Here is a 24,393-nt window from a genome sequence, read left to right on the forward strand (position 1 = left end):
TAGTGAGCGCGTCGCCAGCAGAGGCTGCCGCTGCTCTTCGCGCAGCGTCGGCAGCACTTGGCGCGACTGAGCCAGGACGGCACGGCGAGCAGTGGCCGGTCCAGCCCCTCGCATATAGTGCAACTCCGGCCGGTAGCGCGGCCAGAAGAAATCACTGGTTGTCGAACCAACTTTGATTATCAGAGCGCGGACATCCATTGCACGTTCTCCTGATGGACATGACTAATCGGCGCATGACGCTGACATCACAGGAAGCCACAAATCGATGGTGGTGCCGCGATCAGGCGCGCTGGCGATCGACAGCCCGCCACCTTGGCGTTCCATGAGTTGCCTGACAGTTGCGAGACCGAGGCCCGTTCCATTTGTCTTGGTCGAAAAGTGGGGTTCCCCCGCCATTCTCAGGGTCGCCGCATCCATCCCGATGCCGCAGTCCGAGATTGTCAGGCGGATCATCGAGTCACCTCCCCGCGCCCGATTGCTGGACAGACAATCTAGCGCAGCAGCGATCGTCACACGGCCTCCGGTCGGCATCGCGTCACGGGCGTTCAAAACAAGATTGAGCAAAGCCCGCTCGATAAGCTGCTGGTCGATGGAGGCCTCGGGGAGATCTGGGGCGATGTCGAGGTCAAGGCGAATGTGCGTCGACAACAAGCTCGCAAGCGGTGCCTCAAGTCGTTCTAGAAGCCGACCGACATCGACCGCAGCGAGCTTGATTGGTCGGGGGCTTGCAAAATCGAGCAGTTGCCGTGCCAACGTCTTGGCTCGAAAGGCACAGTAAATCGCGCCGTCAATCTTTTTCAGTTGCCGCGCCGTTCCGGCACCGCGACCTTGCATTTCCTCAAGGACGGACACGATCGGCGTCAGCAATATGTTGAAATCATGAACAATGGAGGTGAGCAACACGCGCGGATCAGGAACTACAGGTGGGGCAATATTACCAGTAACGCGCTGCCCAGACGTCCCGTTGATATTGTCAGCCATGGCTTCTCTCCATCGAGAGTGTCGCAGAATCTTCTTTCCTCAAGTAGCATTTGATCACGTCTCAAGATTCATGGCTTGTACAAAGCATCTGATCTTTTGACGTTTCTCGCAGGCTTTCCGGCTGCTCGGCCGATGTTCACAGCATCTGGCCGCAAAGTCGCCGACCTCATGACGCGACAGGCGTCTGCGGTTTCATGGGCGACACCCTCAATGGCTTGTCTGAATCCTGCCTAGGCGCCGCAACGTCTCCTAGGTGCAAGTCCGCCACGAAGAGGTCGCGGCGGGCGCAGAAGCAGCCTTGACTGGCGAGCGGACGCTCGTTCCAATCGTGGCTCTGCTCCCCTATTTCCACAGTCAGCGGGAGAGATTTACCTTGGCAAGGTCGACAAGCTGGGTCGCCCGGCCGTCCAGAACGGCCTTCATCGTGTACATCCCGAAATGATAGGCCTGGTCCAGCGTGGTCTTGGGGGGCATGGCAAGCTCCTGTCGAGCACTCACCACGTCGACGAGAACCGGTCCCTTGTGCGCCAATGCTGCCTCGATGGCGCCCTTCAACTCTTGCGGCTTCTCGACCCTGATGCCGCGGACACCCGTGGCTTCCGCTATCAGGGCAAAGTTGGGGTTCTTGAGATCGCAGCCCGTATCCAGAAATCCGTTCGCTTTCATCTCCATCTCGACAAAGCCGAGCGTTCCATTGTTGAGGACGATAACCTTCACCGGAAGCCCGATCTGGGTTAGCGTGATAAAGTCTCCCATCATCATGCTGAAGCCGCCGTCACCTGACAATGATATAACTTGGCGATCCGGATAGGTCGCCTGTGCGCCGATCGCTTGTAGCATCGCATTGGCCATCGATCCGTGATTGAACGAGCCGATAATGCGGCGCCTGCCGTTGACCTTCAGATAGCGCGCCGTCCAGATGATCGGCGTTCCCACATCGCAGGTGAAGATCGCGTCGTCGGCCGCCAGTTCGCTGACAAGGCGGGTGACATATTGGGGATGAATGATGTTGCTGTTGGGACCACTTTCCGCCAGGGCGTCGAGGTTTCTGCGCGCTCTTCTGTAATCGATCAGCGCATCGCTGAGATGACTTGAATCCTTATTCTCCTCGACCGAAGGTAGCACGGCCTCGAGCGTGTCCTTGACATTGCCGAGCAAGCCCAGATGAAGCGAGCATCGATTGCCGAGCGCCTCAGGGCGCACATCCACCTGAGCAATTTTTGCATGCTCCGGAAAGAACGCCCGATATGGGAAATCGGTGCCGAGCATCAAGAGAGCATCGCAGTTCTTCATGGCCGCGTAGCCGGATGCAAAGCCGACCAGGCCTGTCATTCCGACGTCGTAAGGGTTGTCGTATTCGACAAACTCCTTGCCGCGGAAGGCATGAACGATTGGGGCCTTCAGTTTGCGGGCGAGTTCGATGACCTCTGCATGGGCGCCTGCACACCCGGCGCCGCAGAATAGGGTTACCCGCGATGCGTTGTTGAGAAAGTCTGCGAGATGCCCGATATCGACCTCACTTGGCCGCAGGACAGGTGCAGTCGGCGCTATCCATTCCGGCACATCGGCATCAATTTTCATCAGCGCGACATCGCCAGGCAGCACAACGACTGCAACACCTCGCTTGGCGATGGCGACCCGAATGGCCCGTTTCAAAATCTGTGGAAGCTGCTTGGGATTGGAAACCAACTCGACATAGTGGCTGCAATCTCTGAACAGGTTCTCCGGATGTGTTGCCTGGAAATAATCGATCCCGATTTCGCTGCTGGGGATGTGGGCCGCGATTGCCAGAACCGGCACACCGTTGCGCTGGCAATCAAACAGGCCGTTGATCAGATGAAGGTTGCCCGGACCACAGCTACCGGCGCACACGGCAAGGCTTCCGGTAAGATGAGCTTCAGCCCCGGCCGCAAAGGCCGCGGCCTCTTCATGGCGCATATGAATCCAATCGATTGACTTTCGCCGCCGCAACGCGTCGGTAAAGCCGTTGAGTGAGTCTCCAACCACCCCATAGACGCGCTTCACGCCCGTCTTCTCAAGGGTTTCGACCAAATATTCGGATGCAGTTTTGCTCACAACTTTCCTCACCTATCGCAAGAAAAATCCTCCCCGCCGACGACCACAGGACAGGGGGCTTCTCCTATGTTGAACTCGGATGCTTCTCCGGCGGCGAACTGTCGGCGATAATTTCGCTTCCGTTTCAGCGGATCGAGAGCCAATCGCGCGCGCAACCGGCAGAACTGCGCGATCGATCCTGCACCACCAGGTGCGCTCAAAGCTTGTAGGAAGCGTCTGCGCTTTGGACGCTTCTCGCAGAATTGCTGACCGTTCGGCGGAGCTAACATTCGCGCGGCGATCAAGGATTGATTGGTTGTGTCAGAGATTGAACAGCTGCCTGATGCGCGCGCGGAGCGGCGGTATCGTCGTCGCGGCATCCGCTCCGTCGCCCCGGCCGAGCCGGAGCTGTTCGGATGCGTTTCGCTTCGAGAGCAGCAAGGCCAACTCGTCGGCGATCGCGGGGCGATCGCGTATCAACGGCGCCAAGCCCTCCTGTGTGATCTCATAAACGACCACGAAGGTGAGGGCTTTGACGCTGCCCAACTCACCGGCTTCCGTCAGAAGACCGCCTTCGCCGAGGCAGTCACCTGGCGCAAGACGCCCCAGTACCGTCTCGCGCGCGCCGTCGGGCCGATTTACGGTTACGACGCCGCTGCGAACGATCATAAGCGACTTCAGCACCTCCCCCTGTTCTGCAAGGGTCTCACCTTTTCGGAAGGTGCGGCGCGTCATTGTCGAAGCGAGCGCTTCCTTCTCATCCTCCGTCAGCGAGGCAAAGAGGGGGATCGCGTCCAGAAGACGCCGTGGCGTGGTGTGGAAGCCGAAAGGCACCTCGACGTCGTTCGGCTCCGGGGACGCCAGACCACCAGCTCCCAAGGGCGCAGCAAGAGTGAGTCCGGCCGCCTTTGCATGACGGAAGATCAGGTCGAAGACTTCGCTCTTCGCCTTGCCGGCAAGGGCTCTGTCTGCGACCCTGAAAGCAAGCTCCAGTTCCACCGCGCCTCCGTCCAGCGACACTATTTGTACACTCGGCTCGGGTTGCGCCAATATCGAATTGCTGCTCAGGAGAACCGAGCGCATCACGTCGGCCATCGTCGACGGTGCAGTGCTTGGCCGAAAACGAACCGTGAGCGTCACGCCATGGCTCCGCTCGGGACTGCTGAGATTGGTCAGCCTTGCTTTTGCGAGGTCGCTGTTGGGGACAACCACCAGATCGTTTGTACCCGTCAGAAGATGGGTGGCCCGCCAATTCGTCTCGACCACCTTGCCTTCGAAGCCGTTGCTCAGAACAAGCCAGTCGCCGATTCCGTAGGGCTTGGCGAGGTTGAGCGCAACACCCGAGAACACGTCGCCCAGAGTGCTCTGCAAGGCAAGGCCAAGCACAATGGCGACCGCTCCGGATGTGGCTATCAGCGTGCCGACCGGGACATTGAAGACGTAGGCGATGATCGAGAGGACAGTTGCCACGTATATGACGCCGACAACAAGTTCCTGAAGAAGCCGTCCCTCACGTGGCTGGTGTTCGAGGATGAGAAATACGCGGACCACGCCCATCAGGGACCATGCGGCGTTGATCCACCAGATCACCTTGACGATGCCTATGAACACGCGCTGCAACGTGGAGGTGCTGGCCGGATCGACCTCATACGGGATGATCCCGTGATACAGCAGCAGCGCCGTGAGCGCCAAAAAGAACGCCAGCTGACCGACAAGGCGAAGAGTTGGGTGGCCGCGAAGCAGAATGTGCGTAACCAGTGCGCCCATCGCAGCGATCACTCCGGTCTGGACGGTGGGATCCGCCATGATTTCGGATAGGTGTGCGTAGTTAGCCATGGGATTGCGAGCCACATATTGTTCAACGACAAGAGGACCCGGTATGAAAGTCCCGCTGTGCAGGCTCGCCTCGAGATTGGCTGAGACTGCTGCCTGAATTGGGTTGGAAGTCATATTGCGGCTGCGAACAACTGCTGGTTGAAGCAGACGGTGATGAACGGATCGCGTCCACGAACCTTTCAGAGACTTTCGATCCGTCTCGATCGACCACCTCGACCGGAAGGTCGCGGACGATTGCTCTTCTGAGTATGGCGCGCCAAGCCGACGACAACTTTCCGGGCCTTCCTGTCGCGGCCACGACCGACCTCATCCGACGAACCTCGGGGACTTACGGTTGGGCGGTGAGCCAAACAGTCATGCCGGGCTCCAGCCCATCCGCACTGCCGCTTGGATCAAGGCGCATTCGGAACGAATTGAGATCATGGTCGCCGACGGCGCGGGCCGCGCGCCAGGTCGCGAATTCTCCCAATGGACGCAGTTCCGTTACGCGAGCATCGATTTGACGCCCGCCCTGCGCCGTCAGCACTACCGTTTTCCCGAGCGTCATCTCGTGCAGATCGTCTTCACGCAAGGTGAAAGCGAACCAGGCCTGACCATCCGCTTCCATCGTCATCACTGGCTTTCCCGGCCCAATGACCTCACCGGGCTCGGCAATGTGTATGCCGACCTTTCCGTCGGCAGGTGCGGTTATTCTGGTCTTGTCCAACTGGGCCTGCAGATTCGCGACCGTCGCCTCGGCCAACGCCACTTGAGCATCCGCCAGGGCACGCTGCTCGGCGGTAGGACCCGCGGTTGCTTCGGCCGCTTGCGCCTGCTTGAGATCAAGATCAGCTTTCGCCTTCGCGAGGGAGGTCGTGCTCGTGTCGAGCGCTTGCTTGCTGGCGAAGTCCTTGCCGGCAAGTGCCACCGCACGGTCATACTGCTGCTGGGCGAGCAAAAGATTGGCCTGCGATGTCTGCACGGCTTGTGCAGCGATTGCCACCTCTTCCGGACGCACACCCGAATAGACGTTGTCCCGCTGCGCCTTGGCGCTCGCCGCGGCGGCTTTGGCTTCACCAACGGATGCCGTCAGTTCCGGATTATCGAGCACGGCAAGAAGATCGCCCTTGTGGACATGCTGGCCCGGCTTGACGGGCACCGACGCCAGACGACCCGTAGCATCGGGCGCGATGCGAATCTCGGTCTGCCGGACCATGCCGGCGATCAGGGGCGTCGCCTGTTCTGCCGACGCCTGCCAGGCGCTGCACATCATCGCGCATGCCGCAGCCAGTGCGATTGCAAAACTACATCGCGATCTAGCGAGCATCAGGTTCCCTCCAACCAGCAGTGATCCTGGCCGACGCGATGGCGAGGATTCCGTAAACGCCTGTCAGCACCCATAGCCGCACCCAGTCTTTCGAGACGTCCGTCAAAGTCGCCCCCATCTGGTTTACCCGCACCAGGCCATCGATCCCGGAGGTGCTTGGAAGGATCAAGCTGGCCGTTCGAAGCATCGGCGGGATCGCTTCCAGCGGCCATGCGACGCCAACCAGAAAAAACATCGGAAGACTGACCGCAACAAACAGCAGAACCGCAGTCTCGCGACGCTTGAACCAGCTGCCGACGAACTGGCCGAGCAGGCTGACCGAGAGGATGAAGGGAATGGCCAGGACGATCAGGTCGAGCACATGATCGTTTGCCGAGAAACCATACATCCTCGGCAGCACGACGAGGAATAGCGCGAAGCCCGGCAACGTCAGCAGCAGATGCGCGAGGCTTTGACCGATCACCGCTGACACGGCGCCACGACGACGGCGAGCGCTGCGTCCGCCCTGCTCGTAGGCCACCCCACCCAGCGTCGCCGAGCCCATCAGCAGCGTCTGCTGCAGGATCAACATAAAAGCGGCCGGGACGATGTAGCTGCCGTAGCCGCCGGTGGGATTGAACAGAGGCTGGTTCAAGATCTCCACAGGCGAGGTCTTTGCGAGAGCTGCTCGATAGAGGCTTCCATCTGGGCGGGCGCTGCGCGCCGCAAGATCTGTCGCGACCGCACCCACTCCTTCCTGAATGCCCTCCAGCGTCCGGTTGTAAAGCAGGAAGTAGGCTGAATCGACATAGGCAGGGAGTCTGGCCTGATCGCCCTTCAGGATCTCGCGCTCAGTTCCTGCCGGAATGCTCAGGATGCCGAAGACTTCCCGACGTGCGAGCGCGGCCTGCGCGTCCGCCAACGTGGCCGGACGAAGCGCCACCTTCACCGCTTCGTCGGCATTGACTGCCTGGATGATCGTGCGGCTAACGTCGGAAGAATCGTCATCCACGACGGCAATGGGGATGTCCTTGATAAGTTGGCTAAGATAGGGTTGCGGGTAGAATACGCCGTAGATGATAGGCGCCAGGACAATCAGGCTGAAGGCGCTGCGGTCGCGGATCACTCGACTATATTCGTCGGTGAATGCTCGAACGATGCCGATCCTGGCCAGGTCAGATTGCCGAGAGGCTTCGGTCGGCTTTGGCAGCGGGTCATGGCCGACGGCGCGCAGTCTCAGCCAAGCCAAACTGAAATAGATGACGGCCAATCCCCCCAGCACCATGAAAGGCTCGGCGGAATCTCCTGCCGGCACGCCGCGAGCCGCCTGGTCGAACAGGATCTGGATGTACCAGCGCAGCGGCAAGATCGCACCCCAGCTACGGGCGAAGAGGTTCATGGCGAGCACTGGAAAACCTACACCGGCGAAGCCGAACGCCGGCGAGCAGATGATGCCGGTCAGGCTGAGACCAAAGGCAAGGTTTTTGGCGAGAAGCTGCAGCAGCGCGCCCAACGACAGATAGGCAATGATCAGTAGGCAAGCGCCGGCGCCGATCAGCAGCGGGTCGCCGCGGAAGGGTATATCGAAGATGCCGTGAATGATGCCCAGCCCGACCACCATCATGACGAGGAAGATGCCAAAATAGGGAGCCAGCTTGCCGACAAGCGCGACAAGCATGCTGTCCCCAGCCGTCGCCAGCCATTCGTGCATGTTGCGTGATCCGAACTCGGAGCCGACCGCATAGCCGGCGGAAATTGCGATCACGATGTGGAGTACGGTCGGCAGAATCGCCCGCAAAAGGAATTGCGCATAGTTCAGCGCCGGATTCGTCAGAACGTATTGTTCGACGACAAGCGGACCCGGCGTGAAGGCCGTGCTGGGCGGCCCAGCCGGCAGGTCGGCGACAGCCGCCGATATCGCCGCCTGCAGCGCGCTCGAGGCGACATTGCCAGGCGTGAAAAACTGCTTGTTGAAGAAGATCACGACTTGCGGCCGGCGCCCGCCCATGATGTCGCGTTCGAAATTCGCGGGGATATAAACCGCGGCTATGGCGTCGCCGGAGCGAATGGCATGCGTGGCTCCATTGAGGTCGGAGGAACGTCTCGCGACGGCAACGCTCGGTGCCGAGTTGATCGCCAGGACGAAGGCCTCCGAGGTCTTCGTCCTGTCCTGATCGACAACGTCGACCCGCAGGTCACGGATAACGGCATTGCTGAACGTTGCGGAAAGGACCGCAAAGGCAATCAACGGGATGACGACGACGAGCAGAAGGGCCACCTTGTCGCGGCAGATCCAGGCCACCTCGCGGAAAGCGACATCGACAATGCCGAAGCGACGGGTTCCCCGCATCAGCGCGCCTCGTTCCAATCCGCGTAGGCGCTCATGCCAGGCCTGAGGTTGGGAAGCTTGTCGACCGGATAGGCCCGCACCGCGAAGGTCCTGAGATCGAAGTCGCCGGTCGCGCGCGTCGCGCGCCAGCCGGTATATTCGCCGCGGGTTGCGATGGTGCGCACCTCGACGGTTACGGGCGTGTCGCCGAGCGCCGGGATCTTGACTGTGAACCGATCCCCTACCTTCAGACCCTTAACCAGATCCTCGCGCAGATCGAAATGCACCCAGACGTCATTGAGATCCACCAGCGAGAGCAGCGGCACCCCAGGCGATACATATTCGCCGACCTCGGCGCCGACCTGATAGACCTGCCCGGCAATCGGCGCCTTGACGGTCATTTCGTCGACCTGCGCCTGCAGGGTCGCGATCGCGGCCGCGGCCTTGGCGACAGCAGCTTGCGCTACGCCGCGCTCTTCAGGGGTGTGGCCTGCGACAGCTTCCTGGTAGGCAAGTTGCGCTTGCTCCAATGTTCGCTTCGCTACGTCGAGCGACGCGGTCGCCTCATCAAGCTTTTCGACCGATTCGAAGCCGCTCTGGGCAACCTGCTTGACCCGGTCATATGTCTGCTGGGCAAGCGTCAGGCTGGCCTGCGCTGACGCCACCTCAGCCTTACGTTCCGCGACCTCCTCGGCGCGCGTGCCGACCTGGATGCGGGTGAAGTCGGCCTGGGCGACGATCCTTGCGGCCTGCGCCTCGTGAAGCTGCGTCAACAGCTCCGGATTTTCGATCGCCACCAGTTGCTGTCCGGCCGTGACATTGTCGCCGCGCGAAACCGGCCGCTGTCCGACCCTGCCATCGACACGAGCCGCGATGTCAACGCGGGTGGCATCGGCTTCGCCTTGCACCAGCAGCGGCTGCGGGCGAACGAGATACCACAATGACAAACTGACGATCGCCAGCACGCTGAGCGCAACAATGATCGCCGCCATTTTCGAGGTTTTGGGAGGCTCGGCGGCTGGGAGTTGTACTGGTGTGGGCGCGCGAGGATCCGATTGCGGCAATTCAGCTTGAGGGCTTCGGTCCGAAGCTCCAAGACCTTCAACACGGGCGTCCATCGCAATGCGACCGGGCGGCGATGACTGATCGGTCGAATCTAAAGTCTTGCCTATCGGGTCACGCGACATGTCCGACACCGTGTGTCTCCGTTTGGTCTGGACAATGCTTGATGGCGATTGTCATCGTGTCTGTCGTCTCGGCCTGCTCTCTCAAATGAGCCTGCCCGCTCGTCGGGACGCGTGGCTTCGAAGGCTGTCGACCCATCACCACCCCTCTCCAGTAGGCTCATCTCAAAAATCCAGGCGGTATTTTTTTCCAATGCACGCCGTTGCGACCCATCTCGTAGCCTTCTGCGTACAGCGCACGCATGAACTTGTTGTCGAACGGGCTCTTGGCTTCAACAGTGAAGTCGGCCGGGATGTCTATGTAGTTGAAGTCAATCCGATCACGTTCGGCGTCTGCGTAGAGCCGATAGACGTCGCCGATGGCTTGCGTCTTGATCAGCGACGAGACGGCCTTCTCGGCAATATCCGGCAAGGTGGCCTTGACCGAGCTGTACTCCGGCGTGGTTCGACCGTTGCGGATCACGTACAGCCGCGCCTTGACCCTGGTGTGGAAGGTCTTGTCGAGTTCCCCGAGCGTAAGCCCTGCAGGCATGAGGAAGACCTCGTTGGCAGTGCCGCCATCGACATGCATCTCGTGATAGGTCCTGCCGGCTGCGGCCACTTCCAGATTGACAGGCGGAAAGATGCCGGGAACGGACGTGGAGGCGAGAATGACCTCATTGAACAGTTTCTTGCGATCCGGCCGCCCACTAGCAGCAATGGCCCCCATGTCCCAGATGACGGCGCGGTCTGCATCGAGATTGGTCGTCCCGATAAATAGGCGGCGTCCCTTGGCATACTCACTCGCGATGGCCGCAAGCACCTGGTCGGTGATGTGTTCGTCGAGCATTTTGGCGAGCGGCGCATTGCTGGTGAACGAGCCGGCGGAGAGCGCTCCGAGAAAACTGTACCTTTTATAGATATTTGCGTCGCTGACCTCGGTGAACCCATCCTTGAGCTCGCCGTCATAGGCTGGCCCCAGGAACGCAAAGGGTGCGATGAGCGCGCCGGCGCTGATGCCGGTGACGATGTCGAACTTTGGCCTGGTCCCGGCTTTCGCCCAGCCGGCAAGAATACCGGCTCCGAAGGCACCGCTGCTGCCACCGCCCGACAGCGTAAGAGCGTTTAGCTCCCTCATGTTTATGGATGGATCGGTCTTCGACGCTTTCAGTCGCTCGTCGCGTAGCCTGACGAGTCGCCCGGTCGGATAGCTGGCGTAGGAATCGCCCCAGACCCGGATGTCACGCTGGTAGCCGGGCGGCTCGGCAGCCGACGCAAATTGCTGGGGCACGCTATCGCGCGGAAAGGCTGCAATGCATGCAGTGAGCTGGGTTGTGCAGAGGCTAAACGCGATCACTCGCGCGAGCGTTCCTGCTCTATTGGAGCTGCGCAACGGGTTGCAGACATGCTGAAGGCGCATGGCGATGGCAGAACGGGCTGAATCGGCAAGGCAGGAAGGCAATAACTGGGACAAGCTGCCTTCCGATGACCATGCGGTCCGGACTGTCGTCATGGATCCTTCCTCTCTCAAGCAGCTTGCGACAAGCGAGAGGGGCTTGCGGCAAGTCGCTTCTCAACTGTCTCGACGCCCGGCGGTGCTTACGAGAGATCCTTTGACCACAGGCGGGTGTTCCGGGCTTGTACAAAGCATTGGGTATTTTGACGTCTCATGCATGATCGACATCAGGAGCAGTTCAGATCGGGCATGTTGCCTCCCGCTCGTCTCGCCGGTCGCGAATGTCGCATCGCGCTCATCCTCAGCCTCGTCACGATCAGATCCAAAAATCGGAGGCACGAGCGTCCTACTCGTAGCAGCGTTCTCCAAGAAGACCACGCCGGCTGCGGCGATATTCTATTCGAACTCGTTCGAGATCGGACATCGAACGACCCGCAAGACTCGCTACCGCGAGCAGGTCAACGGTTCAACGTCTGCTACTCGGGAAGGAAGCCACATGGTTGCTTCCCCGACCCTATGACGAAAGACCGGATGACGCATTTCGCGCCCGCGTACGGAGATTCACCATGACACCTGCCGAGCAGAACCTGATCGAGGATATCTTCAACCGAATCCGCAGCCATGGCGCCGCGGGGCGCGACGGCGAAGCCGACACACTGATCGGCCACCTGATGCGCGAGACGCCCGGCGCAGCCTATGCGCTCGTCCAGTCCGTCCTCGTTCAAGACCAGGCACTGCGCGAGGCGGATCAGCGCATCAGAACGCTCGAGCAGCGGCAAGTTGAGAGGGGCGCCGACGGGTCGTTTCTCGGCTCTGCCGACCGCCAGCACTGGAACGCTTCCCCGACCGGCCCATCCACATCGGCGCCGCAAGGTGATGCTACGCCGTTGCCAAGCGCGGAGAGGGGCAGGTTCTTGCGCGGCGCGCTTCAGACCGCCGCTGGCATTGCGGGCGGTGCGCTCCTTTTCGAGGGAGTGAGATCGTTGCTGCATGGCGGGTCAGGAGGTGTCGGCGATCTCGCCGGTGACCCGTGGGGCAATCCCGGAACCGTCGTCAACGACACCACCATCAACGAGACTGTTCTCGGAGATGATCGGTTTGACCGTTCCGGCCAACAGTCGGCCGATGATGACGATCCAGACTGGACTGACGATAGTGACGGCTCAAGCGACCCGAACGGCCTTTGACTAGCTCTGCCGTCCGGGCGGCAGAGCATGTTGACTTCGCCGAATTTGTGTAATAATAGCGGTGACACACTTTCGGATATGTCATGCCAACGAGCACACGCTTCGCCGTCGCAGTTCACACGCTCACCGCACTCGCGGTCGGCGATGGCAAGCCGATGCGTTCGGAGGACCTCGCTTATTCTGTCAATACGAGCCCGGTGGTTATCCGCGGGCTGCTGTCACGTCTCAGCGATGCGGGGCTGACCCGGTCGCAACTCGGCGCCGGCGGGGGAGCGATGCTCGCGAGACCCGCCAGGAAGATCAAGCTGCTGGACGTCTACGAGGCCGTCGAGGACACGGAGTTGTTCTCGTTGCATCGGACACCGCCTTGCGAAAGCTGCGCTGTCGGCGGCAACATCTTGGAGGCGATGCGACCGACACTGCTGCGCGCGCGGAAGGGACTTGAGAAGGAACTGGCAAAGGTCACAATCGCCGATATCGCTTCTGAGGTCGCGCGCCTTGGGAAGTTCACCATTCCACTGGAGTGGTGAGTTCTTTTTGAACTTAAATGCAACCATGTCATCGACACACTATAATCCCTTACTACTTCGATGGAAGCGCGGTGGAAACGGACAGAATTGGGGCGCCGCCCCTCCGGGAAACTCGGCCTCCCTATCAACAGGAGTAACGAATGAGCATTGGTATCATCGGAGCGGGCGCACTCGGTTCCAACGTGGCCCTGCTGCTGGCAAAGAATGGAATCTCTGCGACGATCGCAAACAGTCGCGGTCCGGAATCCTTGGCGGGACTTGTCGAGGAACTTGGCCCTTCGATCAAGGCCGGGACTGTGGAGGCAGCCGCGAGCGCTGATATTGTCGTGGTGGCATTGCGCTGGACCGACCTTGAGAAGGCGCTGGCCGGCCTGCCGACCTGGAACGGCCGCATTGTGATCGACGGCACCAATGCTGTCGAGTTTCTTGACCCGGACTCACCCGATGCCAAGGACCCGAACAATCCGCTTGCCGCCTATGGCATCAAGGCAATCGATCTCGGGGGCAAGCATTCAAGCGAAGTGTTCCGCAAGTTTGTTCCGGGTGCGCACATCGTCAAGGCATTCAACCATCTCGACGTCAATGTCCTGGGCGATCCAGCGGCATCGGGCGCCCAGAGGGTCCTGTTTTATTCGGGCGACGATGCCGGGGCCAAGGCCGAGGTCCGCAAGCTTCTCGAACAGACCGGCTATTTCCCGGTCGACCTCGGTGTGCTCGACGTCGGCGGACCGCTGGCTTCGCTGCCGTTTGGTGCGCTTGCGGCCATCAATTTCGTCAGGATCTGACTATCCAGGTTTCGCGTCCAATTCGAAACAATGCGCTTGGCGCTGCTGGCGCAGGACCGCACTGGCTTTGCTTCTCTGCTGAGCAGTCCGCAATCCTGCGAGAAACGTCACAAGCACGGACGCTTCCTACAAGCCTTGAGTTTCGAGCCGTGATCCAGTGCGCCTCACGGAAAACGAGGCTTCCCGACGCTCTCGATGGAGAGAGGCGCAGGCGCAGAAGCTCGCGGATCAAGGCTCTACACCGACCGTCAATCCATTTGCAAACGAGGATGATCATGCCGTTGAATGCCACTCCGACACCCGGTTCAAAGCTGATTTCGCCGAGGACCACACGCTGATCATGATCGATTTCCAGTCGCAGATGTCCTTTGCCACAATGTCGGTCGATACCGTCCTATTGCGCAACGAGGCCGCGCTGGTCGCTTTACCCTCGCCGCGACATGGATCGCCCTGCGCTTCTGGGAACTGCCGCCCGGCCCCGCAATCCATGGCCATGAATGCGTTCTTCGAGCATGTCGGGCTTGCGGGGGCCTTTGTGCTTGTTGCCGGGCACGACCTTGGGCGCAGCGCAGCACGGCCTGCCGCAGACGCATAGCGATGCCTTCAACACCGATATCAAGACCTACACGGAAATCCGGCTGATAGAGCCACGCAGCGATCTCGGCGGATCGCCACGAACGAACCAGAGCAGCAAAGGACCCGGAGACAATATGCCCCTTGACTTACTGCCACTGTTTTCCCGAAGGCAGACCCTTATCGCCGCCGCAACACTTTCGGTGACGACGGCCGTGCCGATTTTTGCAAAGCAAGCATCTACCTCAAACCGAAACGAAGAAAGAGCACCCATGACCGGAAGCTTTGTAGAAACTAAGGATGGCGTGAACATTTTCTACAAGGACTGGGGTCCGAAAAATGCTCAGCCAATCATGTTCCATCACGGCTGGCCACTGTCTTCGGATGACTGGGATGCCCAGATGCTGTTCTTCGTCAACAAGGGTTTTCGCGTGATCGCCCATGACCGTCGCGGCCACGGGCGTTCCTCTCAGGTCTCCGATGGGCATGACATGGACCACTACGCGGCCGACGCCTCGGCGGTTGCCGAGCATCTCGACCTGACGAACGCCGTTCACATCGGACACTCCACCGGTGGCGGGGAGGTGGTCCGCTACGTTGCCAAGTTTGGAGAGCCGCAAGGTCGCGTCGCCAAGGCTGTCCTCGTCAGCGCCGTTCCGCCCCTGATGCTGAAGACGGAAACCAACCCAGGCGGGCTACCCATCGAGGTCTTCGATGGCTTCCGCACAGCGCTCGCTGCTAACCGCGCTCAGTTTTTCCTGGATGTGCCGACCGGCCCCTTCTACGGCTTCAACCGTCCGAACGCGAAGGTCTACCCAGGTGTGATCCAGAATTGGTGGCGCCAAGGCATGATGGGCAGCGCCAAGGCCCATTACGAGGGCATCAAGGCCTTCTCGGAAACAGACCAGACGGTGGACCTCAAGAACATCACGGTTCCAACACTCGTGATGCACGGTGACGACGACCAGATCGTGCCGATCGATGATTCGGCGAGACTTTCGGTGAAGCTTCTGAAGAATGGTGCTCTTAAGGTCTACAAAGGGTACCCACATGGTATGCTGACCACCCATGCGGAGGTCATCAATCCGGACCTCTTGGCCTTTGTGCAAAGCTGATCCCGCTGCCGGCGCGCCTGGCTGCAATGATGTCGGGTCGGGCATCACAGCAGACAGCAGAAGCGGAGATCTTCATGACCAGACCATCGCTCGGCGTCCTCCTCGGTCTCAACGGCGGTTACGTCGACACGATGGGCTTCCTGGCCCTAGCTGGCCTCTTCACTGCTCATGTCACGGGGAATTTCGTGACGCTGGGCGCTGCGCTTGTCTTCGGAACGACAGGGGTTATCGCGAAGCTGCTGGCATTGCCGGTCTTCTGTATCGTTGTCCTGCTGTCCAGAGCGCTTGCGCTTCGCCTCAAGCTCGAAGGACGAAGAGCCATCGTCACACTCCTCACCCTGAAGCTTGTGCTGTTCACGATCGCCGCCATCGCCGCCTTCGTTCACGGCCCTGTCTGGAACGGCGACTCGCCTGCCGCAATCGCCATCGGGATGACCCTCGTAACGGCCATGGCGATCCAGAACGGGCTGCATCGTGCCCATCTTTCCAATCTGCCACCGACGACGCTGATGACCGGCACGACGACGCAGATCATGATCGATCTCGCCGACCTCATGTCCGCACCGCAAGCGACCACGCGCTCGAGGTCACGGAGCGGCTGAAGCGCATGGCGACCAGCCTCCTCAGCTTTGCAACCGGATGCGCGGCCGCAGCACTCGCCGTCGTCGCCTCTCCAACCTGGTGCTTCGTGGTGCCTCCAGTGCTGGTCGGGCTCAGCTTCCTGACTCCTTCCGGCGAACCATCCGAGGCGTGAGCTCGACAACGTTGAGGAAGACACCTCCTGTGGATGTCGCAGTTCCGATCACCTCGCGATCCGGCCGCTCAAGTCATTCACCGTCATTCCTCTCGATTGGTAATGATTTGCCGCGCGCCCCCATCGGCGGCGCGCCTTACAGCCTCGATGAGACGGGCGTTGTGAACAGCGTGTCCAAATCCGGGCGTAGTGTAGGTCCCCCCACGCAGATCACGGGCAAGACTAGCGTAGATCTCTCCAACGTTTATCGCCGCGCCCATCAGCCCACCAGTGACTGCGGCCCGTTCGGGTGTCTCGAATGAGATGTTCGAGACGAGCCTGAGGTCTCCCGCCTGGAAGCCATAGGGGTGATCGCTGGTCAGGCTGAGCCATCCCTCCGATCCCCTGATATCGAATGTGAAACGAACCTGTTCCCGCTGGCCTCCGTCAAAATCGGCCGTGAACGCAGTGCCGGAGCGCGTATTTCCGACAATGGCGACGTAGTCGGCGGTTTCGCGGACGCTCTCTTCCCCGGTCTCTGTCAGTTTGACCCTGGGCCACCGAATTTCGGTCCGGGCGTCAACCTCGACAATCTGTCCCAGGACCGCTTCCACCAAATCGACCGTATGCCCGCCGCAAATGGTTAGCAGGTTAGCGCCAGAGGATGCCTTGTTAAAAAAGTCATGCGCCAAGGGGATTTGTGGCCCGAATCCATAAGTTGGCGAGACGATTCTGGCGCTTAGCGGCCGCCCGATCTTTCCAGAGGACACCAACTCGGCCGCGCGTCGCGCGGCGGGATTGTGCCGGCCTTGCAATCCGATCGCCGTGTGGTTTGAACCCACTGCGCGAGCCATCTCTTCAGTCTCTGCGACGCTCCGTCCGAGAGGGGCCTCGCAATAGACCGCCTTGCCGGCGTGGAGCCCCGCCAGAACAAGCTCGCGGTGTGCAGGCACCTTGACGGCGATCGTGACGAGGTCAATCCGGTCATCACGAATCATCTCGAAGGGATCGGAAAACCAGCGCTCCGCACCAAAGGCCATTGCCGCCTCGCGTGCACTCTGCTCGTTGCGCGTCGCTACAGCCGCGAGCTTGAGCCCGGGAAGACCTTTAATGGCCGGAACGTGCGAAACCTTCGCCCAACTTGATTTGATGTCAGCACCAATGATTCCGACGCTAATTTCTTTCTCGGTCAACGCCTCACCTCTTCATTCAACCAGTACTGACGCACTTCGTCTTTTTCTGAGAATTCATCACTCGCGGCCGTCCTGGGTGACGTCGAAAGTGCACATTGCCGCACGCGGGTCGCCGATCTTGTATCTGAAAGGCAAGATATGCGTATATTCTGCCCAGACAATCATGCCATAACCGAACACGCTGTCCGAAATTTCCTGACAATAGGGGCCAACCCGATGGACCGCTTCGCAAGCATCACGGCATTTGTGCGGGTCGCTGAGAGTGGCGGCTTCTCGGCTGCGGGCCGCCGCCTGAACCGATCCAAGGCGACGATCAGCGATCAGGTCCAAGCACTGGAAAATGCCGTTGGCGTACGACTGCTGAACCGCACGACCCGGCGGATTAGCCTGACCGAGATTGGCCGTGACTATTACGAGCGCTGCGTACAGATTCTGCAGGATCTGCAGGAAGCCGACGAAGCGGCCGGTGCACTACAGGCTATCCCACGTGGCCAGCTCCGCGTCTATTGCCACCAAAGCATCGCTCGATTCGTCGCACCGGTCGTCACCGATTTCCTGACCAGCCATTCTGAGGCGTCGGTGGATATTCGTTTCGGCTACGGGATGATCGACCTGGTTCAGGAAGCGTTCGATCTGGGGATCAGCCCGCTCTCGCCTCCCGACGCCACTCTGGTCGGACGACGCCTTGGGAGTTTGAGCCCAATTGTGTGCGGCGCTCCCGCTTACCTCGAAAAGCATCCGGCACCGCAATCCCCGGCCGATCTGGCCGACCATAACTGCCTGCGCCACCCATACGCACCACCATCTCCAGACGAGTGGCATTTCCTCGACACCGCCGACAATCCAGTGGTAGTGCGCGTATCGGGAAACCTGATCACCAGCAACCTCGAAACGATGCGCGCGGCCGCCGCGTCCGGGATCGGTCTGGTGTTGACGGTCCCGTTTCTCATCGCGGATCTATTGGCTTCGGGAGCGCTAGTGCCGCTGCTACCCGACTATCGTGCGCGTGGTTTTGATGTAAAAGCGCTTTATCCCCATCGCCGGCACCTGAGCGCCAAAGTTCGCGTGTTCATCGACATGCTGGTAGACCGGTTGGCCGAGCAAGAGCGCTGGCTCCAGCGAGGAGCCGGCTAGGTCATCGACGGGAGGTCCGTTTTCGAGACCGGTGCCAAAGCGACTGGAGTGGACGGGATAGGCCGCGGATAAGAGCAAGGCTGCCCCGTTACCCGTCGGCAACTTCTTCTCGTTGCCGTGCGGCATGGGTCCATTGGGGCATCACCCACCTCGATCCGGCCGACGATCCTAAGATACTCTGGAGCGCCTGTCTCATCCAGGCGGCTCAGATCAAGGGCATCCATTCCGTTGCAGCCTTATCGTGTGGAGGTCGGCAACGAGTGTCGTGCAACTTTCAACAGGTCGAGGATGCGCTGGCTCGCTCGATTCACATACAGCGTCGCCGCCTGAACATTCTGTGCTTGGACGGCACGAACTTACATCCGATGGCGAAAGCCCGAGGCTTTCAGCCGCGAGCGGCCTGAACGCTAGGGCACATCTCTAGCAGCGAACTGGGCCGTCGGCCACGATCTAGACGTTTAAGTCTTCTCGGCAAGCATCACTGAACGCGCGAAGCAAATCGACCTCGTCGACCCGCCTGCTGTCCGGATTGCGAAAATCTAGATTGGGGCGGTCGTAGATTTCGACAATGAGTCGCATGACCTCCTCGGCCTTCGAGACGATGTCAGCAGAGGCGAAGAGCCGTAATTTCCCGGTCAGCGCGTAAAGGCGGATAAATTTCGATGGATCGTCGAACTCGTGGGATAGGGCATCTGTGAACAATTTCGAAGCTTCGTCGATGAACTCTCCATAGAGATGTTCGCGTCGAGCCATTGCTTGACCGACGCGTTGCGCACGCGCCTGCCCGTGCTGTGTTAGCCAGGTCGTCGCGAATGTAGCGATCGCGCCAATCGCCGAGCCTGCGAGAGCTGCGACGGCGGACACGTAGGCGTTGTCCATCTCGCCTCACCTCCTTACTGATCTATTGTTAGTGCCGGCAGGCCTATCGAACCGTGCCCAGCCAGGAGGCTCGCCGGTATGTGGAGCACGAGGTAAGCCCCATTGGCTCCAACCGGCGGGCCCGCGGGATCACTCCATGACAGTATTGTGATCCACCTCGGCAGGATGCGAGGGCTTGCGCAGAAGCAGGATCAGGGGGATGGCGGCAAGCGACAGGATCATCATCAGCTTGAAGTCGTCCATGTAGCTGATGATCGTCGCCTGCAGCGTGACCACGCCGTCCAGGGCAGCACGGCCGGCGGCGCTATAAGGGTTCATCGCCTGAAAGATCGCCGGGTTGCCGAACGCCCGGTTGTAGGGCGTCACATAGGTGGCGATGTTGGCGTGGTTGATCTGCACGTTTTGCGTCAAAAGGGCGGTGACGACCGAGATGCCGACGCTGGAGCCTATATTTCGCGAGAGATTGTAAAGTCCGGTTCCCTCCGCACGCCGCTCAGGCGCCAGCGTCGCGAAGGTGATGGTGGTCAGCGGAACGAACAGGAAGCCGAGCCCCGCACCCTGGATGAAGCCGGTGCTGATGATCGTCCACTGCGATACATCCGGAGTCCATTCGGTCATGTCGTACATGGCCAGTGCGGTGATCAGCAGGCCAGTCAACAGCAGCCAGCGCGTATCCACCCTGCCGACCAGCCTGCCGACCAGAAACATGCAGGCCATGGTGCCGAGTCCACGCGGCCCCATGACGATGCCGGCCGTCACCACCGGATAGCCCATCAGCGTCTGCAGATAGGGCGTCATCAAGGCCAGCGAGGCCAGGTAGGTGACGCCGACGATGAAGATGAAGACCATGCCGACGGCAAAGTTCCGGTCGAGGAACAGCCTCGGATTCACGAACGAGTTGCCGGCGGTGAAGGTATGGACGAGGAATATGTAGAAGGCCGACGCGCAGATCAGCGCCTCGACGATGATCTCGGATGACGAGAACCAGTTAAGCTGTTCGCCGCGATCGAGAAACACCTGCAAGGAAGCGATGGTGAGGCTGAGCATGCCGAAGCCCAGCCAGTCCAGCCTTGCCTTGAGGTCCGTCTTCGTTTCCTGAACGAACATCGACACCCCAGCGAAAGCCAGCGCGCCGATCGGGACATTGATGTAAAAGACCCAGCGCCAGCTGACATTTTCGGTCAGCCAGCCGCCAATGACCGGTCCGAGCACCGGGCCGACCATGATCGAAACGCCGAAAAGCGCCATGGCCGAGCCGCGCTCTTCCAGGCTGTAGATGTCGAGCAGGATGCTTTGCGACAGCGGCACCAGGGCCGCGCCAAACAGGCCCTGCAGCAGGCGGAAGCCGACGATCTGCGGCAGCGATTGCGCGAAGCCGCAAAGCACCGAGGCGACCACGAAGCCGGTGATCGACAACAGCAGGATGCGCTTGCGGCCAAAACGGTTGGCAAGGTAGCCCGACGGCGGCGTCATGACGGCCGCCGCAACGATGTAGGACGTCAGCACCCAGTTGATCTGGTCGGCGCTCGCCGAGACGCTGCCCTGGATATAGGGAAGCGCCACGTTGGCGATGGTCGTGTCCAGCGCCTGCATGATGGTGGCCAGGATCACGCAGGCGGTGATGGCGCCGCGATTGGCGACCACCGATGAGCTAGCTGTCGCGGACGCGCTGGTCATGACTTTTGCCCGAACAGTTTCAAGAGATCCATCACGAAGTCCGGGAGGCCGCGCGCGTGGCCCGTGTCGACGCTGACCACGACGCTCATCCCGCCGCGCAGCGGCGGCTTGCCCTGGAGATCGTCGACCGTCACGCGCATCGGGATGCGCTGCACGACCTTGACCCAGTTGCCGGTGGTGTTCTGCGCCGGAAGCAGCGAGAAGCTCGACGATGACGCCGGGCTGATGGAGGCCACCGTGCCGTGCCAGACGCTGCCCGGATAGCTGTCGACGCTGATCGTCGCCGTCTGGCCCGGCCGCACATAGGTCAGTTCGGTTTCCTTCGGCTCCGCCGCAATCCACAGGTCGGTTGCCGAAATCAGGCTGAACGCGGGCTGCGACGCCGGCAGGTACTTGCCCACTTGCAGCGCGTCGACATTGGTGACGATGCCGTCGAAGGGCGCCTTGACGACGGAATCGTCGAGGTTGCGCTGGGCGTCGTCCACGGCAGACCGCGCCTGAAGGTAGAAGGAGTTCTTCTCGATGGGCTGGTTGGCGTCGCCCCCGAGCTGGGAGAGTGTCGCCTGCGCCTGTGCTTTGGCGACGGATACTTTCTGACGAGCGGCGACAAGGTCGTGCTGGGCGCTGTCGAAGGTCGCCTTCGAAGACGTCGACGTCTTGAGCAGATCCTGCTGGCGCTGGAAAGCAGCCGCGTAATAGGGGATGTCGGCCTGCGCCTGCTCGATCAACGCCTGCGATTGCTGGTAGCTCGCCTGCAAGGTCAGCACCTGGTTGCGCACGGTCCCGAGTTGGGCCTGGGCGGCGGCAAGCGCGGTTTCGAAAGAGGCCGGCCTCAGCCGGAAAAACACCTGGTCCTTCTTCACCGCCTCGTTCTCGTGCACGTCGATCTCGGAGACGGTTCCGGAGACGTCGGTGGAAACGCCGAGCGACTGCGCCTGGATGTACGCATTGTCGGTGGTCATGACCTGGCCGCCGACGACGTAGTAGTATCCGCCGACGATGAGCGCGACCGGAAGCAGGGCGAAAAGGATCGGCCGTGTCAGGCTGCGCTTGGACTTGGCCGGCGCCGGAGGAGGCGCCAGGGCGAACGTGGCTTGCGGCTGCGGCTCCTTGGAGGGAGCCTCAAGTGCTGCGGGCTCGAGGGCGACCGGCGCTTCCAACTCGTCATCGTCGACGATGGTGTTGGCCCGTCTTTGCTCGCGCTCGTTGTCCAGCTGGATGATCTGGTCGCCCGTCCGATCCGCGGAAGGTTCGTTCTGGGTGAGTTTCTTTGATGAGGTTGGTTCAGTCATGTACTTTCTCCCGGTCGACGACTGGCTTGGCGCAAGCCTCGAGCAGATTGGTCTTGATCAAGCATAGGTTTTGCAGCAGACGCTGCTGTGCATCCGCCGAAAGGCCGGCGAAGGCCTCGTCGCGCGTTTTCTGGCCGTTGCTGCGCATGATTTCGAGCAGCGGAGGGGCCTCGGGTGTGAGGTAAAGCAGCCATGCCCGGCGATCGGCAGGATCGGGCCGGCGCTCGATGAAGCCGCGGGCTTCCATCTTGTCGAGCAGCCGGGCAAGCGTAATCGGCATGATCTCCATCAGGTCGGCGAGTCTGTTCTGGTGGATGCCTTCTCGCCGGGAAAGATAGGCCAGCATCTGCCATTGGGCGCGGGTCAGCCCTGACGTCCGCGAACGCTGCTCGAACCGCTTTCTGAGAAGGCGCGCGACGTCGTGCAGCACGAAGCTGATGTTGGGCGAAGAGGGCATGGAAGGGATCAAATTGTTGGCGCGACTTTTAGTGAGCATGCTTATTATCATCATGCACATAGATGGGCCCTGGCCAGCAATTTGATAATTGCAGATGCTCGGAAGAGGGTCTTTGGCTATTGCGAAGATTGACCCTTCTCCGCTCGCCGAGCGACTGCAGGCACCTTGTGAGGAGGCTGTTCGGCGGTTGCCCGACCCCGAGCTTACCGGTAAACCGCGATCATGAATTCCCGGCTGAGGCCATCGAGAGTTCTCTTCCAGTGTCGTCAATCACCCCGGTCGACAGGTGCCGATCCACGCGCACAAGGCGGGAGAGGAGCACAAGGCCCGCATTGAACTTCGCTTTGGCTTTCCGTTCTGTGATGGCACCGATAAAAAAGAGACGCCCTCGAGCAAGAGGCCCGGGGCGTCGGGCAGTTCCCTCGTCTGGATGATTTCAGTCGTCCGGGCCGTAGCCGTTCGGATAGTATCCGCCATCGCCCCCATTGCCCATCAAGAAGGCGCTGCCAGTGTCGACGCGAAGTGTTTGGCTCAGTCCATCGAGCTGGTGCAGCAACTGCTGATACTGCCCGACCGACATGGCGCCACGTCCAGCCGCCCTTTGGGCCGCCTGGCTGATGTGTGCGGCCCGCATATGCAGTCTATGCGCCTCGGCCGGCTGGATCTTGTTCAACTGCATCGCATTTGCGATGCTTTTGTCCACGCCCTGTATTTGATCGATCAAGGCTGTGACCCGGTGGCCAGGGACGCCTTGATCCACGCCTTCTGCTGGATTGATCGAGCCTGTCACCAGTGGATCAGCGTGGAACGCCTGGTCATTGATGTTGTCGGCGGCATCAAGCGCGCCGGCATAGGCAACGCCGCCGGCGGAAAGAGCAAGCGCTGTGCCCATATAGATAGCTTTGATGGTTCATCACATGGTCTCCTTCTCTGGGTTGAGCGATCGTCCCATCGACGACCGCAGGGGTAATCTGCTGGTAGGTGAGGCTGGCTAGATCGACGTTGGCACTATGGTGCGGGCTGCCTCAGTGAGGCCCGGATGCCTTCGATCCACGATGAATGGAGTTTGACGGCGGCGGCTTGACTACGGGCAGTAATAGCGATGCCAGCCGCGCCCAAGATGCGTACCGCCGGTCGGGCCGTACGAGCGGTAATCTCCGCAGTACGGCCCATATTCGCCTCCCAAAAGTGGGACAAACCCGAAGAAGTTGTCCAAGTCGTCACTGCCATGGAAACGATCGAAATGGCGCCTTCCGTAGAAGCGACGATCGCCGTTGAACCCGGGATGCATGCCGAAGCCGCGATGCATTCCGAAGCCACCACGGCGCCTGGCGAACGGATGGCCGCCGAAGCTGCGATTGCCACCGAAACCGCCATGACTCCTGATGAACATGGCGCCACCATCACCGCCGCCACCAGCGAGCGACACCGTTGCCGAGCCGGTCACCAGCATGGAGCCTAAGGCGACCGTGGCCAGGATTGTCTTTGATTTTCTCATAACACGCACTCCTTCGAGCAGAGGGCTGCCGGCTGCTCGCCGTAGCGATGGAGGCAAGGTCGAACCTGGAGACGCGACCCTTCAGCATCGCAGAGCTGGCGTTCGGGATCCTGCGGTCATGTCGGGTCGCCTTCGGGCTCCCGCCGACGGTTCTGATCCGCCTGGACTCGAGATGGGCATCTGGCCGGTAAATGATAATTGAAGGCGCCCTGAAGAAGGTATTTGGCTTTTACGA

The 24,393-nt window shown here is 60.7% G+C and carries 22 protein-coding genes, 1 tRNA gene and 2 pseudogenes; 9 read left to right on the forward strand and 16 right to left on the reverse strand.

The window, feature by feature from the left end:
- Positions 1-222: 222 nt before the first annotated feature.
- The 7 genes from RQ479_RS32305 to RQ479_RS32335 all read right to left on the reverse strand — a co-directional run bounded on the left by RQ479_RS32305 (position 223) and on the right by RQ479_RS32335 (position 11,162).
- Positions 223-981, reverse strand: a complete 759-nt coding sequence (locus RQ479_RS32305) for an ATP-binding protein (RefSeq protein WP_376706265.1) — start codon at positions 979-981, stop codon at positions 223-225.
- A 354-nt stretch (positions 982-1,335) separates the two neighbouring features.
- Positions 1,336-3,057, reverse strand: a complete 1,722-nt coding sequence (poxB, locus tag RQ479_RS32310; protein WP_376706266.1) for a ubiquinone-dependent pyruvate dehydrogenase — start codon at positions 3,055-3,057, stop codon at positions 1,336-1,338.
- Positions 3,058-3,357: 300 nt separating this feature from the next.
- Complete coding sequence (locus tag RQ479_RS32315) at positions 3,358-4,872, reverse strand: cyclic nucleotide-binding domain-containing protein (RefSeq protein WP_376706267.1); 1,515 nt, start codon at positions 4,870-4,872, stop codon at positions 3,358-3,360.
- A gap of 328 nt (positions 4,873-5,200) precedes the next feature.
- Positions 5,201-6,178: an HlyD family secretion protein gene (locus RQ479_RS32320; RefSeq protein WP_376706268.1), complete on the reverse strand. Its 978-nt coding sequence runs from the start codon at positions 6,176-6,178 to the stop codon at positions 5,201-5,203.
- On the reverse strand, positions 6,168-8,507 hold the full coding sequence (locus RQ479_RS32325) for an ABC transporter permease (protein ID WP_376706269.1): 2,340 nt from the start codon (positions 8,505-8,507) through the stop codon (positions 6,168-6,170). Before RQ479_RS32325 ends, RQ479_RS32320 begins: the two co-directional genes overlap by 11 nt.
- Positions 8,507-9,478, reverse strand: a complete 972-nt coding sequence (locus tag RQ479_RS32330; protein WP_376706270.1) for an HlyD family secretion protein — start codon at positions 9,476-9,478, stop codon at positions 8,507-8,509. Before RQ479_RS32330 ends, RQ479_RS32325 begins: the two co-directional genes overlap by 1 nt.
- Positions 9,479-9,830: 352 nt before the next feature.
- Positions 9,831-11,162, reverse strand: coding sequence for a patatin-like phospholipase family protein (locus RQ479_RS32335; RefSeq protein ID WP_376706271.1), 1,332 nt, complete (start codon positions 11,160-11,162; stop codon positions 9,831-9,833).
- Positions 11,163-11,671: 509 nt separating this feature from the next.
- Here RQ479_RS32335 and RQ479_RS32340 point away from each other — a divergent pair.
- From RQ479_RS32340 to RQ479_RS32370, 7 genes and pseudogenes are all read left to right on the forward strand, one after another.
- Positions 11,672-12,292 (forward strand): DUF2076 domain-containing protein, encoded by a 621-nt coding sequence (locus RQ479_RS32340; RefSeq protein ID WP_376706272.1) that lies wholly within the window; start codon positions 11,672-11,674, stop codon positions 12,290-12,292.
- Between the two features lie 83 nt (positions 12,293-12,375).
- Positions 12,376-12,822: an Rrf2 family transcriptional regulator gene (locus RQ479_RS32345; RefSeq protein ID WP_376706273.1), complete on the forward strand. Its 447-nt coding sequence runs from the start codon at positions 12,376-12,378 to the stop codon at positions 12,820-12,822.
- A 140-nt stretch (positions 12,823-12,962) separates the two neighbouring features.
- Positions 12,963-13,607: an NADPH-dependent F420 reductase gene (locus tag RQ479_RS32350; RefSeq protein ID WP_376706274.1), complete on the forward strand. Its 645-nt coding sequence runs from the start codon at positions 12,963-12,965 to the stop codon at positions 13,605-13,607.
- Between the two features lie 275 nt (positions 13,608-13,882).
- Positions 13,883-14,058 (forward strand): annotated as a pseudogene (locus RQ479_RS32355) (hydrolase); the annotation flags it as partial.
- A 394-nt stretch (positions 14,059-14,452) separates the two neighbouring features.
- Entirely contained in the window at positions 14,453-15,295 is an 843-nt protein-coding gene (locus RQ479_RS32360; RefSeq protein WP_376706329.1) for an alpha/beta fold hydrolase, read from the forward strand.
- A gap of 74 nt (positions 15,296-15,369) precedes the next feature.
- A complete protein-coding gene (locus RQ479_RS32365; protein WP_376706275.1) occupies positions 15,370-15,897 on the forward strand; it encodes a DUF1275 family protein in 528 nt (175 codons plus the stop codon).
- Positions 15,898-15,902: 5 nt separating this feature from the next.
- The gene (locus RQ479_RS32370) at positions 15,903-16,049 is read left to right on the forward strand and encodes a hypothetical protein (protein WP_376706276.1); all 147 of its coding nucleotides are present in this window, start codon (positions 15,903-15,905) and stop codon (positions 16,047-16,049) included.
- A gap of 83 nt (positions 16,050-16,132) precedes the next feature.
- Here the strand turns inward: RQ479_RS32370 and RQ479_RS32375 are convergent, their stop codons facing one another.
- Positions 16,133-16,843 carry a Gfo/Idh/MocA family oxidoreductase gene (locus tag RQ479_RS32375; protein WP_376706277.1) on the reverse strand — a complete coding sequence of 237 codons (711 nt, stop codon included), beginning with the start codon at positions 16,841-16,843 and terminating at the stop codon, positions 16,133-16,135.
- On the opposite strand from RQ479_RS32375, the gene RQ479_RS32380 reads away from it, so the two are divergent.
- A tRNA-Ala gene (locus RQ479_RS32380) sits at positions 16,807-16,881 on the forward strand. The genes RQ479_RS32375 and RQ479_RS32380 overlap by 37 nt on opposite strands.
- Here RQ479_RS32380 and RQ479_RS32385 read toward each other — a convergent pair.
- Together RQ479_RS32385 and RQ479_RS32390 are read right to left on the reverse strand one after the other, a co-directional pair.
- Positions 16,868-17,221 (reverse strand): annotated as a pseudogene (locus RQ479_RS32385) (Gfo/Idh/MocA family protein); the annotation flags it as partial. The gene RQ479_RS32380 and the pseudogene RQ479_RS32385 sit on opposite strands and share 14 nt — an antisense overlap.
- Positions 17,222-17,278: 57 nt before the next feature.
- Positions 17,279-17,401 carry a hypothetical protein gene (locus RQ479_RS32390; protein WP_376706278.1) on the reverse strand — a complete coding sequence of 41 codons (123 nt, stop codon included), beginning with the start codon at positions 17,399-17,401 and terminating at the stop codon, positions 17,279-17,281.
- Between the two features lie 36 nt (positions 17,402-17,437).
- On the opposite strand from RQ479_RS32390, the gene RQ479_RS32395 reads away from it, so the two are divergent.
- The gene (locus RQ479_RS32395) at positions 17,438-18,355 is read left to right on the forward strand and encodes a LysR family transcriptional regulator (protein ID WP_376706279.1); all 918 of its coding nucleotides are present in this window, start codon (positions 17,438-17,440) and stop codon (positions 18,353-18,355) included.
- A gap of 450 nt (positions 18,356-18,805) precedes the next feature.
- Here RQ479_RS32395 and RQ479_RS32400 read toward each other — a convergent pair whose 3' ends face one another.
- From RQ479_RS32400 to RQ479_RS32425, 6 genes are all read right to left on the reverse strand, one after another.
- Entirely contained in the window at positions 18,806-19,234 is a 429-nt protein-coding gene (locus RQ479_RS32400) for a hypothetical protein (protein WP_376706280.1), read from the reverse strand.
- Positions 19,235-19,363: 129 nt separating this feature from the next.
- Positions 19,364-20,911, reverse strand: coding sequence for a DHA2 family efflux MFS transporter permease subunit (locus RQ479_RS32405; RefSeq protein WP_376706281.1), 1,548 nt, complete (start codon positions 20,909-20,911; stop codon positions 19,364-19,366).
- A complete protein-coding gene (locus RQ479_RS32410; protein WP_376706282.1) occupies positions 20,908-22,203 on the reverse strand; it encodes an HlyD family secretion protein in 1,296 nt (431 codons plus the stop codon). The genes RQ479_RS32405 and RQ479_RS32410 overlap by 4 nt, the downstream gene beginning before the upstream one ends.
- Positions 22,196-22,660, reverse strand: a complete 465-nt coding sequence (locus tag RQ479_RS32415) for a MarR family winged helix-turn-helix transcriptional regulator (RefSeq protein WP_376706330.1) — start codon at positions 22,658-22,660, stop codon at positions 22,196-22,198. Before RQ479_RS32415 ends, RQ479_RS32410 begins: the two co-directional genes overlap by 8 nt.
- A 436-nt stretch (positions 22,661-23,096) precedes the next feature.
- Positions 23,097-23,552, reverse strand: a complete 456-nt coding sequence (locus tag RQ479_RS32420) for a hypothetical protein (protein ID WP_376706283.1) — start codon at positions 23,550-23,552, stop codon at positions 23,097-23,099.
- Between the two features lie 192 nt (positions 23,553-23,744).
- Positions 23,745-24,158 carry a hypothetical protein gene (locus RQ479_RS32425; RefSeq protein ID WP_376706284.1) on the reverse strand — a complete coding sequence of 138 codons (414 nt, stop codon included), beginning with the start codon at positions 24,156-24,158 and terminating at the stop codon, positions 23,745-23,747.
- Positions 24,159-24,393 lie beyond the last annotated feature (235 nt).

This window comes from Mesorhizobium sp. ISC25 (genome assembly GCF_042295465.1).
Lineage (GTDB): Bacteria > Pseudomonadota > Alphaproteobacteria > Rhizobiales > Rhizobiaceae > Mesorhizobium.